9 protein-coding genes are annotated in these 11804 nt (G+C 59.7%); 3 read left to right on the forward strand and 6 right to left on the reverse strand.

What is annotated here, in order from left to right:
- Positions 1-69 precede the first annotated feature (69 nt).
- On the reverse strand, positions 70-1530 hold the full coding sequence (gene dacB, locus BLW70_RS14590) for a D-alanyl-D-alanine carboxypeptidase/D-alanyl-D-alanine endopeptidase (protein ID WP_074875047.1): 1461 nt from the start codon (positions 1528-1530) through the stop codon (positions 70-72).
- 233 nt (positions 1531-1763) lie between these two features.
- On the opposite strand from dacB, the gene BLW70_RS14595 reads away from it, so the two are divergent.
- The gene (locus BLW70_RS14595; RefSeq protein WP_007896965.1) at positions 1764-2108 is read left to right on the forward strand and encodes a YggL family protein; all 345 of its coding nucleotides are present in this window, start codon (positions 1764-1766) and stop codon (positions 2106-2108) included.
- Positions 2109-2246: 138 nt separating this feature from the next.
- Here BLW70_RS14595 and BLW70_RS14600 read toward each other — a convergent pair whose 3' ends face one another.
- Positions 2247-3437: a benzoate/H(+) symporter BenE family transporter gene (locus BLW70_RS14600; protein ID WP_074875049.1), complete on the reverse strand. Its 1191-nt coding sequence runs from the start codon at positions 3435-3437 to the stop codon at positions 2247-2249.
- A 358-nt stretch (positions 3438-3795) separates the two neighbouring features.
- On the opposite strand from BLW70_RS14600, the gene BLW70_RS14605 reads away from it, so the two are divergent.
- A complete protein-coding gene (locus BLW70_RS14605; protein ID WP_008146364.1) occupies positions 3796-4560 on the forward strand; it encodes a GntR family transcriptional regulator in 765 nt (254 codons plus the stop codon).
- Between the two features lie 172 nt (positions 4561-4732).
- On the opposite strand, the gene guaD is transcribed toward BLW70_RS14605, so the two are convergent.
- From guaD to xdhA, 4 genes are all read right to left on the reverse strand, one after another.
- Positions 4733-6037 (reverse strand): guanine deaminase, encoded by a 1305-nt coding sequence (gene guaD, locus BLW70_RS14610; protein ID WP_074875051.1) that lies wholly within the window; start codon positions 6035-6037, stop codon positions 4733-4735.
- Between the two features lie 8 nt (positions 6038-6045).
- A complete protein-coding gene (xdhC, locus tag BLW70_RS14615; protein ID WP_074875053.1) occupies positions 6046-6903 on the reverse strand; it encodes a xanthine dehydrogenase accessory protein XdhC in 858 nt (285 codons plus the stop codon).
- Between the two features lie 128 nt (positions 6904-7031).
- On the reverse strand, positions 7032-9431 hold the full coding sequence (xdhB, locus tag BLW70_RS14620) for a xanthine dehydrogenase molybdopterin binding subunit (protein ID WP_074875055.1): 2400 nt from the start codon (positions 9429-9431) through the stop codon (positions 7032-7034).
- The gene (gene xdhA, locus BLW70_RS14625; RefSeq protein WP_074875057.1) at positions 9424-10878 is read right to left on the reverse strand and encodes a xanthine dehydrogenase small subunit; all 1455 of its coding nucleotides are present in this window, start codon (positions 10876-10878) and stop codon (positions 9424-9426) included. The genes xdhB and xdhA overlap by 8 nt, the downstream gene beginning before the upstream one ends.
- A 266-nt stretch (positions 10879-11144) precedes the next feature.
- Between xdhA and BLW70_RS14630 the strand changes: the two genes are divergently transcribed.
- On the forward strand, positions 11145-11804 hold the full coding sequence (locus tag BLW70_RS14630; RefSeq protein WP_074875058.1) for a GntR family transcriptional regulator: 660 nt from the start codon (positions 11145-11147) through the stop codon (positions 11802-11804).

The raw sequence follows: 11804 nt of genomic DNA on the forward strand, positions 1-11804 counted from the left end.
GCGTCCAGTGACGCGGAGCGTCACGGGCTGCATTCCCACGCAGAGCGTGGGAACGATCAGGTGTGGGGGTTAGAGCACCGAAGCCGTTTGCGGCAGTTTCGGTTGGCGATACAGGTCCAGCAGCACCTGATCCAGTACCGACGACGCGCCAAACGGTGCCTTGTCGTTGAGGATCGCCACGACCGCCCAGGTATTGCCGTTGATGTCACGGCTGAAACCGGCAATCGCCCGCACGGTATTCAGGGTGCCGGTTTTGATGTGCGCTTCACCGCGCATCGCCGTGGTCTTCAGGCGTTTGCGCATGGTGCCGTCGGTGCCGGCAATCGGCATTGAGCTGATGAACTCGGCCGAATACGGGCTTTTCCAGGCTGCTTGCAGCATGCCGGCCAATTCACGCGCACTCACTCGTTCGGCACGGGACAGGCCGGAACCGTTTTCCATCACCAGATGTGGCGCGGTGATGCCTTTCTTCGCCAGCCATTGACGTACGACACGTTGTGCAGCCTTGGCATCGTCACCGTCGGCCTCGGTGCGGTACTGCGCACCCAGGCTCAGGAACAGCTGCTGGGCCATGGTGTTGTTACTGTATTTGTTGATGTCGCGGATGATTTCCGCCAGGTCCGGCGAGAAAGCCCGAGCCAGGACCTTGGCGCCTTTGGGTGTTGGCGCCATACGGTCCACGCCCTGAATGCTGCCGCCCAGTTCCTTCCAGATTGCTCGTACGGCCCCTGCGGTGTAAGTCGCGTGGTCGAGCAGCGACAGGTAGGTCTGGGAACTGCAACCCTCGCCCAACTGGCCGCCAACCGTCACGGTCACGCTGCCATCGGGCTGGGTCACCGGGTTGTAACGCACGCCACCGGTGCATTGCTTGGAATTGACGGCTTTGACCTGGTTTTCGATGCGAATGCTGGCAATCGGCGGTTCCACCGACACCAGCACCCGGCCGTTGTCGTTGCGCGCCACAAAGCGCAGGGCCTTGAGGTTGACCATCAGCGCGTCAGGTTTGACCAGGAACGGCTTGTTATCGTCATTGCCGTCGTCGTTGAACTGCGGCAATTGCGGTTGTGCGAAGAAATTGCGGTCCAGTACCAGATCGCCGGTGATTTGCGTCACACCGTTGGCGCGCAGGTCACGCATCAGCAACCAGAGTTTTTCCATGTTCAGCTTCGGATCGCCGCCACCCTTGAGGTAGAGGTTGCCGTTGAGGATGCCGCCGCTGAGCGTACCGTCGGTGTAGAACTCGGTTTTCCACTGGTGGTTCGGGCCAAGCATTTCCAGCGCCGCGTACGTGGTGACCAGTTTCATGGTCGAGGCCGGATTGACGGAGACGTCAGCGTTGAAAATCGTCGGGGTGCCAGGGCCGTTGAGCGGGATCATCACCAGCGACAGGGCGTTGTCCTGCATTTTGCTGGCCTTGAGGGCTTTTTCAACGTTGGGCGACAGCGCGGTATTGATCTGGGCGGCGGAAACAGAGAAGGCCAGTGGGAGCAGAAAACCGGCCAGTAACAGTGGACGCAAAGATTTGATCATCTGAAATAAAACCCTACAGCCGAGGGGGAAAAAGACGAGGGCATGAAGATAAATTCCCTCAGCGGTCATGAAAGTGTCGGCATTATGCCCCAAGGTGTAGCGGCTTGTGCCGTGCGCTGGCCTTCCAATCCGCTATTTTTTACCGACGGTAGGGCTTGCAGCCCAGAGAAACGGGCAATCGGCGCCTTAAACTGCTAAAGTGCCGCCCGTTATTACTTATGAGGATTGTTCCAATGGCGACTAACCGTTCCCAGCGTCTGCGCAAAAAACTGTGCGTCGATGAATTTCAAGAGCTGGGTTTCGAACTGAACCTGGATTTCAAAGAAGATTTGGCTGATGAAGCCATTGATGCTTTCCTCGACGCGTTCCTCAAAGAAGCCATGGAAGCCAACGGTCTGGGCTATGTTGGTGGCGACGACTTCGGTCTGGTTTGCCTGCAGAAGCGTGGCTCGGTATCCGAAGAGCAGCGTGCTGCTGTTGAAGCCTGGCTCAAAGGCCGCAGCGAACTGACCGAAGCGACTGTCAGCCCGCTGATCGACGTCTGGTACCCGGAAAAGCCGATCAATCCGGTAGCTTGATGTTGTAAAAAAACGGCGACCCAAGGGTCGCCGTTTTTTTGTGACGATCAACGGCACGCAGCCTCGTTTCACTCGACAGCTGCTACATGGATTGCACTGTCCTGTAGCAGCTGTCGAGTGAAACGAGGCTGCGTGCTTTTAGCTTTTGCGCCAGTTCAGAATCACCATCGTTAGAACCCCCGCCACAATCCCCCAGAACGCCGAACCAATGGAAAACAGCGTCAGCCCCGACGCCGTGACCATAAAGGTAATCAGCGCCGCTTCACGTTCCTTCACTTCGCTCATGGCGATGCTCAAGCCATTGATGATCGAGCCAAACAACGCAAGTGCCGCTATCGACAGCACCAGTTCTTTCGGTAGCGCGGCAAACAGTGCCGCCAGTGTCGCGCCGAACACCCCGGCAATCCCGTAGAAAATCCCGCACCACACGGCCGCCGTATAGCGTTTGTTGCGATCCTCATGGGCATGCGGCCCGGTGCAAATCGCCGCGCTGATGGCTGCCAGGTTGATCCCGTGGGAACCGAACGGCGCCAGCAGCAACGAAGCGATGCCAGTGGTGGTAATCAGCGGCGAGGCCGGTACGGTATAACCGTCGGCGCGCAGCACGGCGATGCCGGGCATGTTCTGCGAGGTCATGACCACGACAAACAGCGGAATGCCGATGCTGATGGTCGCGGCGAGGGAAAAATGTGGTGTGGTCCAGACCGGCGTCGCCACTTCCAGATGAAAACCGCTGAAATCCAGCAGGCCCATGAACCCGGAAAGTGCCGTCCCGATCAATAGCGCGGCGAGAACGGCATAACGCGGCGACAGGCGTTTGACCACCAGGTAAGTGAAGAACATGCCCAGCACCAGTGCGGTGCGATGCTGCGCGGCGACGAAGATTTCGCTGCCGATTTTGAACAGAATCCCCGCCAGCAGGGCCGCGGCCAATGCCGCTGGAATCTTTTTCATCAGCCGCTCGAAGCTGCCGGTCAGGCCGCAGATCATCACCAGCACCGCGCAGGTAATGTAGGCGCCGATGGCTTCGCCGTAGGCCACGCCGCCCAGACTGGTGATCAGCAACGCCGCGCCGGGTGTCGACCAGGCGATGGTGATCGGTGTGCGATAACGCAGGGACAGGCCGATCGAACACACCGCCATGCCAATCGAGATCGCCCAGATCCACGAGGAAATCTGCCCGCTGGTCAGCCCCGCCGCTTGCCCGGCCTGGAACATCAGGACCAGCGAACTGGTGTAACCGGTCATCATCGCAATGAAGCCGGCGACGATCGCAGAAGGCGACGTATCGGCAAAAGGGCGGATCTGCGTGTGCGTGGCGTCGTTCATGACAGCGGTGTTCCTTGTTCTGATAAAGATGTCGAATCAACGCTGAACCTTGTGGGAGCGTGGCTTGCCCGCGAAGGCGTCGTGTCAGTCGATATCAATGTTGACTGACACGACGCCTTCGCGGGCAAGCCACGCTCCCACAGGGGATTGCATTTAGGCGGCGGATTCTGCGTTCAAGCCTAAACTCAAACGTAAGGAGTCGTTGCAATACAGCGGAAGTGACAAACAGCCGTACAGTCGTGTTGCCACCATCCATTGTGTACAATCGCAGTGTTTTTTACGCGATACTTGCCAGCGACCCACTGTGCCGTATTACAGTCACGGTCAATTCGCCGCAGTTCTTCCGACTCGAGTGCCCATGAACGAACAGTTGCAACCCCTCAAGAAACAACCGCGAGCAGGCAAAGCCGGCCGCAGCGGTACCCAGGACGATATCGTCTACGCGCATATTTTCGAGGCCATCCTCGAACAGCGTCTGGCGCCCGGTACCAAGTTGAGCGAAGAAGCGCTGGGGGAAATTTTCGGGGTCAGTCGCACCATCATTCGCCGCGCGCTGTCGCGCCTGGCCCATGAAGGCGTCGTGCTGCTGCGGCCGAACCGTGGCGCTGTCGTGGCCAGCCCGAGTGTCGAAGAAGCTCGCCAGGTGTTCATGGCCCGGCGTCTGGTGGAGCGTGCGATCACTGAATTGGCGGTGCAGCACGCCACTGCCGAGCAGATTGCCGAGTTGCGCCAGATGGTCAACGACGAACGCGACAGCTTCTCCCGTGGCGATCGCGGCGCCGGTATTCGTCTGTCGGGCGAGTTTCACTTGAAGTTGGCCGAAGCGGCGAAAAACGCGCCGTTGATCAGCTTCCAGCGCAGCCTGGTGTCCCAGACGTCGTTGATCATTGCCCAGTATGAAAGCGGCAATCGCTCCCACTGTTCCTACGACGAGCACACCCAGTTGATCGACGCCATCGAAGCGCGCAACGCTGAGCTGGCGGTGGATCTGATGATGCATCACATGGATCACATCGACAGCAAACTCAACCTCGACGAAGAAAGCGCGTCGGATGATTTGCATGCGGTGTTCTCGCATTTGTTGCAGACCAAAAAGCCAGGGCGGCCTGCTGCGAAACTCTGACTTCCTGACACTGATCGTTCCCACGCTCTGCGTGGGAATGCCTCAACGGACGCTCTGCGTTCGGTTCTGGATTGGGACGCGGAGCGTCCCGGGCTGCATTCCCACGCGGAGCGTGGGAACGATCAATCCCCCTGACTGAAGAGTACGGGGGATTTTTTATGCCCGAAGAAAACTAGCGCTGATGCACCTGATTCCCCGCCGCATAGGTCTGCAACACCGTCCGGTCATCCCCCAGCGTCATCAACACAAACAACGTCTCGGCAATGTTGTTGGCCTGCTTCAAGCGATAGCTCAGCAGTGGTGTGGCGTTGTAGTCCAACACCAGGAAGTCCGCATCAGTGCCCGGTTGCAGGGTGCCGATCTTGTCTTCCAGACGCAGCGCACGAGCACCGCCGAGGGTCGCCAGGTACAACGATTTGAACGGGCTCAGTCGCGCACCTTGCAGCTGCATCACCTTGTACGCTTCGTTCAGCGTTTGCAGCAGCGAGAAACTGGTGCCGCCACCGACGTCCGTACCGATGCCGACATTCAACTTGTGCTTCTCGGCCATCGGCAGGTTGAACAGGCCGCTGCCGAGGAAGAAGTTCGACGTCGGGCAGAAAGCGATCGCCGAGCCGGTTTCCGCCAGTCGCGCGCACTCGTCATCGCACAGATGCACGCCGTGGGCGAATACCGAACGTTCGCCGAGCAGTTTGTAGTGGTCATAGACGTCCAGGTAGCCCTTGCGCTCCGGGAACAGTTCCTTGACCCACTCGATTTCCTTGAGGTTTTCGCTAATGTGGGTCTGCATGTACAGGTCTGGGAATTCGCTGAGCAACTGGCCGGCGAGGGTCAGCTGTTCCGGGGTGCTGGTCGGGGCGAAGCGCGGGGTGACTGCGTAGTGCAGGCGACCCTTGCCGTGCCAGCGTTCGATCAGCGCCTTGCTTTCGACGTAGCTGGATTCGGCGGTGTCGGTCAGGTAGTCCGGCGCGTTGCGGTCCATCATCACCTTGCCGGCAATCATCCGCAGGTCCAGCTGTTCGGCGGCTTCAAAGAACGAGTTCACCGATTGCGGATGCACGCTGCCGAACACCAGGGCCGTAGTGGTGCCGTTGCGCAGCAGTTCCTTGATGAAAATGTCCGCGACTTCGTCAGCGTGATCCTTGTCGGCAAACTGGCTTTCGCACGGGAAGGTGTAGGTGTTGAGCCAGTCCAGCAGCTGTTCGCCGTAGGCGCCGACCATGCCGGTTTGCGGCAAGTGAATGTGGGTGTCGATGAAGCCCGGGGTGATCAGCGCGTCCTGATAATGCGTGATCTGGATATCGGCTGGCAGGGTCGGCAGCAAGTCGCTGGCGTGACCAAGGGCGCTGATCTGGCCGTTATCGACCACCAGCAAGCCGTCTTCGAAATACTCATAAGAGGCTTCGATGCCCACTTCGGCGGGGTCGGCGATGCTGTGCAGAATGGCGGCGCGGTAGGCTTTGCGAGTCAAAGGCATTGTCGTTCTCAATTCGTGGCTTGGTTCGAAGCCTGGTTGCGGCGTGAGGCAGGCAGCAGTTTGGCGATCGATGATCCGGCGCGGGCAGTGTGCTGGCCGAAATTGGCGTTATAGGTAGCGATGATTTCGCCGGCGATGGAGATGGCGATTTCCACAGGCAACTTGCCTTTGACTTCGCCGATGCCCATCGGGCAGCGCATGCGTTGCAGCACGGCGCTGTCGAAACCACGGTCACGCAAGCGATGTTCGAATTTCACCCGTTTGGTCTTCGAACCGATCAGGCCGAAGTAGGCGAAGTCGTTGCGCTTGAGGATCGCAGCGGTGAGTTCGAGGTCGAGTTGGTGATTGTGGGTCATGACGATGCAGTAGCTGCCAGCGGGCAGGTCATCGACTTCGTCCACCGGTTCTTCGGTGACGATTTTGCGTACGCCGTGGGGGATCTGTTCCGGGAATTCGGCTTCCCGCGAATCGATCCAGCGCACTCGGCAGGGCAGGCTGGCGAGCAGCGGCACCAGCGCCCGGCCGACGTGGCCGGCACCGAACACGGCGACCTGCGCCTGAACCTGGCCCATCGGTTCGAACAGTAATACGGTCACGCCGCCGCAGCATTGTCCCAGGCTGGCGCCGAGGCTGAAGCGTTCAAGGTGCGTGTCCTGCTTGCCGCTGGCCAGCATCTCGCGGCCGATTTGCATGGCCTTGTATTCCAGATGCCCGCCACCGATGGTGTCGAAGGTCTGGTTGGCGCTGATGACCATCTTCGAGCCGGCATTACGCGGCGTCGAGCCGAGCTCTTCGATGATGGTGACCAACACGCAGGGTTCACCCCGGGATTGCAGGTCGGCGAGGGCGTCGATCCAGTTGTACATATTCACCTCAACATTTCTGTTGTCTGTTCGGCCGTCATCGCTAGCAGGCTAGCTCCCACAGGGTTTGTGGTGTCCACATACGCAAATCCTGTGGGAGCCAGCCTGCTGGCGATTGGCCGCGCCGCTGTTTAGAGCGAAGCCAACTCAGCCTCGGCTTCAACAGCCTTCGCCACCTTCAACTGCCGCATCTGCTCACAGCCCCACAACACCCGCTCCGGCGTCGCCGGCGCATCGATTTTCGGTTGATGCTTGTAGTCGCCCAGACTGGCCACGGCGTCCTTGATCGCACACCACGCCGCGATGCCGAGCATGAACGGCGGCTCGCCCACGGCCTTGGAGTGGAACACCGTGTCTTCCGGGTTTTTACGGTTTTCCACCAGCTTCACTCGCAGGTCCAGCGGCATGTCCGCCACCGCCGGGATCTTGTAGCTGGCCGGGCCGTTGGTCATCAGTTTGCCCTTGTTGTTCCACACCAGTTCTTCCATGGTCAGCCACCCCATGCCCTGGATGAAACCACCCTCGACCTGACCGATGTCGATCGCCGGGTTCAGTGAGTCGCCGACGTCGTGGAGGATATCGGTGCGCAGCATTTTGTACTCGCCGGTGAGGGTGTCGATGATCACCTCGCAGCACGCTGCGCCGAAGGCGTAGTAATAGAACGGCCGGCCCCGCGCCTGGCTACGGTCGTAGAAGATTTTCGGAGTTTTGTAGAACCCGGTGCTCGACAGCGAAACCTGGGCGAAATACGCCTGCTGGATCAGCGCTTCAAACGTCAGGATGTGATCGCGAACGCGAACATGACCGTTGTGGAATTCCACGTCTTCTTCGCTGACTTTGTACTGCCGCGCGGCAAACTCCACCAGGCGCTTCTTGATAATCTCAGCTGCGTTCTGTGCGGCTTTACCGTTCAGGTCAGCGCCACTGGAAGCGGCGGTCGGCGAGGTGTTCGGCACCTTGTCGGTGTTGGTCGCGGTGATCTGCACACGGTCCATTTCCACCTGGAACACTTCAGCCACGACCTGCGCGACTTTGGTGTTCAGGCCCTGGCCCATTTCGGTGCCGCCATGGTTCAGGTGGATGCTGCCGTCGGTGTAGACGTGGATCAGCGCACCGGCCTGGTTGAGGAAGCTGGCGGTGAAGGAAATACCGAATTTCACCGGGGTCAGCGCCAGGCCTTTTTTCAGGATCGGGCTGTTGGCGTTGTAGCGACGAATCGCTTCGCGGCGTTCGGCGTACTGGCTGCTTTCTTCAAGTTCGGCGGTCATTTCCTCGAGCATGTTGTGCTCGACGGTCTGGTAGTAATGGGTGACGTTGCGCTCGGTCTTGCCGTAGTAGTTGGCCTTGCGCACCGCTAGCGGATCAAGGCCCAGATGGCGGGCGATGGCGTCCATCACTTCTTCGATGGCGACCATCCCTTGCGGGCCGCCGAAACCACGGTAAGCGGTGTTCGACGCGGTGTTGGTCTTGCAGCGATGACCGTTGATGGTCGCGTCGCCCAGGTAATAAGAGTTGTCGGCATGGAACATCGCGCGGTCGACAATCGATGCCGAGAGGTCCGGCGAGCAACCGCAGTTGCCAGCCAGTTCCAGGGCAATGCCATGCAGCCGACCAGTGCTGTCGAAGCCCACGTCGTACTCGATGTAGAACGGGTGACGCTTGCCGGTCATCAGCATGTCTTCGACCCGCGGCAGGCGCATCTTGGTCGGCTGGCCGGTGAGGTGCGCGATCACTGCGCACAGGCACGCGGGGCTCGCGGCCTGGGTTTCCTTGCCGCCGAAACCACCGCCCATGCGGCGCATGTCGACGACGATTTTGTTCATCGACACATCGAGCACTTCGGCGACGAGCTTCTGCACTTCGGTGGGGTTCTGCGTCGAGCAGTAGACGATCATGCCGCCGTCTTCGGTCGGCATCACCGAAGAGATCTGGGTTTCCAGATAGAAGTGTTCCTGGCCGCCGATGTGCAATGTGCCCTGGATACGATGTTCCGCCGTGGCCAAGGCCGCGGCCGAATCACCGCGCTGATGCGTGTGGCTGTCGAGCACAAAATGGCGTTTGCGCAGGGCTTCAACCACGTCCAGAACGGGTTCGAGGTCTTCGTATTCGATGATCGCGGCCATCGCGGCTTTGCGTGCGGTTTCCAGGTCTTTCGCCGCAACGGCCAGTACCGGTTGACCGACGAATTGCACGTCATCGATGGCCAGCAATGGGTCGCCCGGCAGCAAGGGGCCGATGTCTTTCAGGCCTGGCACGTCTTCGTGGGTAATGGCGATGCGCACGCCTTCGAAGGCGTAGCAGGGCTTGGTGTCGATGCTGATGATTTTCGCGTGGGCACGGTCCGACAGGCGTGCGTAAACGTGCAACTGGTTCGGAAATTCCAGCCGGTCGTCGATGTACTGCGCTTCACCGGACACGTGCTTGGCGGCGCTGTCGTGCTTGACGCTGCGGCCGACACCGGTGGTCAGGTCCTTGGCGAACAGTTCAGCCAATTCGGCTTGGGTCTTCTCTACAGCGTGATGATTAGACATAAGCGGTCACCCGAGTCTCGATGTGCGGTGTTTGCAGTTCGATGAAGTATTTACGCAACAGGTTCTGCGCGCTGAGCAGGCGGTATTCCTTGCTGGCGCGGAAGTCCGAGAGCGGTGTGAAATCTTCGGCGAGTGCAGCGCAGGCGCGTTCAACGGTGTCGTGATTGAATGGCGCGCCGAGCAACACCGTTTCGCAGTTATTCGCACGTTTCGGAATCGCGGCCATGCCGCCGAACGCTACGCGAGCGTCGGCGATCACGCCGTTGTCGATGCGCAGGTTGAACGCGGCGCAAACGGCGGAAATGTCATCGTCCAGACGCTTGGAGACTTTGTAGGCGCGGAACAGTTGTTCGGCGCTGGCACGCGGCACGATGATCTTTTCGATGAACTCGCTTTCCTGGCGCGCGGTGACCCGGTAATCGATGAAGTAATCTTCCAGCGCCATCGTGCGGCGGACTTCGCCTTTGCACAAAACGATCTGCGCACCGAGGGCAATCAGCAGGGGCGGGGAGTCACCGATCGGCGAGGCATTGCCGATGTTGCCGCCGAGGGTGCCTTGGTTGCGGATCTGCAGGGAAGCAAAGCGTTGCAGTAATTCGCCGAAGTCCGGGTACTCGGCTTTCAGCGCCTCGTAGCAATCGGAGAGGGCAGTGGCGGCGCCGATTTCCAGGCGATCGTCAAAGCGATCGATGCGCTTCATCTCGGCGACATTGCCGACGTAGATCATCACCGGCAGGGTGCGGTGGAACTGTGTGACTTCCAGCGCCAGGTCCGTACCGCCGGCCAGCAGGCGGGCTTGTGGATAGGCGTCATAGAGGTCAGCCAGATCGGCCACGGTCAGCGGCACCAGGCAGCGTTTGTCGCCACTGTTGAGTTCGCCGATATCGGTGGGGGCGATGGCCTTCAGGCGAGCGATGGTGTCGGCTTCACGGGCGTCGAACTGGTCCGTTTGCTTGCCGCAGCAGGATTGTTCGGCGGCCGCCAGAATCGGCCGGTAGCCTGTGCAGCGACAGAGGTTGCCGGCCAGTGCTTCGTGAGCTTTATGAGCATCCGGTTGATCGCTGTTCTTTTGCAGCGCGAACAGCGACATGACGAAACCGGGTGTGCAAAAACCGCATTGCGAACCGTGGCACTCGACCATGGCTTTCTGCACGCTGTGCAGCTCGCCTTGGTGCTTGAGGTCTTCGACGCTGATCAATTGTTTGCCGTGCAGTGACGAAACGAACGTCAGGCACGAGTTGAGGCTGCGATAGCGAATGTGTTCGCGGCCATCGTCGTCCGTCTGCAACTCGCCAACCACCACGGTGCAGGCGCCGCAGTCACCGCTGGCGCAGCCTTCTTTGGTGCCGGGTTTGCCCACATGGTCGCGCAGGTAATTGAGCACGGTCAGGTTTGGGTCCAGGGCGTGCTCGCTACGGAGTTCCTGGTTAAGTAAAAACTGGATCACGGAAGGCCTCGCAGACTCATTATTGTTGTTAACCGACTTGAACCGAATTTATCAGGTCTGACTTTTCGGTCAATGATTTTCTGACTTAAAGGTCAGGAAATAGCATTTTGTCGATCAACGACTCGTTCCTTCATTATTGACCCTCTCGGGATAGCCTGCTTTTTGCTGGATTCGTGCCAAAAACCGCTGAGTGGGCACTCCGCCATGTCGTATCAATTGCGCTACACTGCGCCGCTTGTGCAAATCGAAGAGTTTGAAGGACAACCATGACGTTCAAGGCGCCGGACAGCCTCGCCGAGCAAATTGCTCACCACCTCGCCGAACGTATCATTCGCGGCGAAATGAAGCCCGGGGAGCGCATCCAGGAACAGAAGGTCACGCTGGCCCTCAATGTCAGCCGCGGTTCGGTCCGTGAAGCCTTGCTGATCCTCGAGCGCCGCCACTTGATCGCGATCCTGCCGCGACGTGGCGCCCATGTGACCGAGCTGACGGCCCACAAGGTCCAGAGCCTGTGCACGCTGATGAGCGAGCTTTACATCCTGCTGGGCAATGCAGTGGCCAGCGGCTGGCAAGTCCAGGCCGACATGGCGCCGTTCGTGCAAATCCAGCAGCGTCTGACGGCCAGCTATGAGCGCCAGGACATTCGCACCTTTGTCGATGACAGCTTCAGTGTGATGCGCGCCGCGTACCCGTTCGCCAACAACCCGTACTTGCAGGAAACCGTCGAGAATCTGCAGCCGGCGATGAGCCGCGCGTATTTCCTCGCCCTGGATCAGCGCAAAGCCTCGATGAGCGAGTTCCTCGAACTGTTCGAACGCTTGCTCGCCGCCGTGCTGGCCCGTGATTTTCCGCAGATCCGCATTGTGCTGACGGCGTATGCCCAGCGCAGCAGTGATCTGGTGGTTTCTGCCCTGACGGACGCCTGA

Origin of the sequence: Pseudomonas frederiksbergensis (assembly GCF_900105495.1) — a bacterium.
Classification (GTDB): Bacteria; Pseudomonadota; Gammaproteobacteria; order Pseudomonadales; family Pseudomonadaceae; genus Aquipseudomonas; species Aquipseudomonas frederiksbergensis.

Excerpts from the sequence above, each read along its gene's own strand:
- xdhC (WP_074875053.1), bottom strand. The coding sequence starts at position 6,903 with ATGTACAACTGGATCGACGCCCTCGCCGACCTGCAATCCCGGGGTGAA.
- BLW70_RS14600 (WP_074875049.1), bottom strand. The coding sequence starts at position 3,437 with ATGAACGACGCCACGCACACGCAGATCCGCCCTTTTGCCGATACGTCG.
- dacB (WP_074875047.1), bottom strand. The coding sequence starts at position 1,530 with ATGATCAAATCTTTGCGTCCACTGTTACTGGCCGGTTTTCTGCTCCCA.
- xdhB (WP_074875055.1), bottom strand. The coding sequence starts at position 9,431 with ATGTCTAATCATCACGCTGTAGAGAAGACCCAAGCCGAATTGGCTGAA.
- BLW70_RS14595 (WP_007896965.1), top strand. The coding sequence starts at position 1,764 with ATGGCGACTAACCGTTCCCAGCGTCTGCGCAAAAAACTGTGCGTCGAT.
- guaD (WP_074875051.1), bottom strand. The coding sequence starts at position 6,037 with ATGCCTTTGACTCGCAAAGCCTACCGCGCCGCCATTCTGCACAGCATC.
- BLW70_RS14605 (WP_008146364.1), top strand. The coding sequence starts at position 3,796 with ATGAACGAACAGTTGCAACCCCTCAAGAAACAACCGCGAGCAGGCAAA.
- BLW70_RS14630 (WP_074875058.1), top strand. The coding sequence starts at position 11,145 with ATGACGTTCAAGGCGCCGGACAGCCTCGCCGAGCAAATTGCTCACCAC.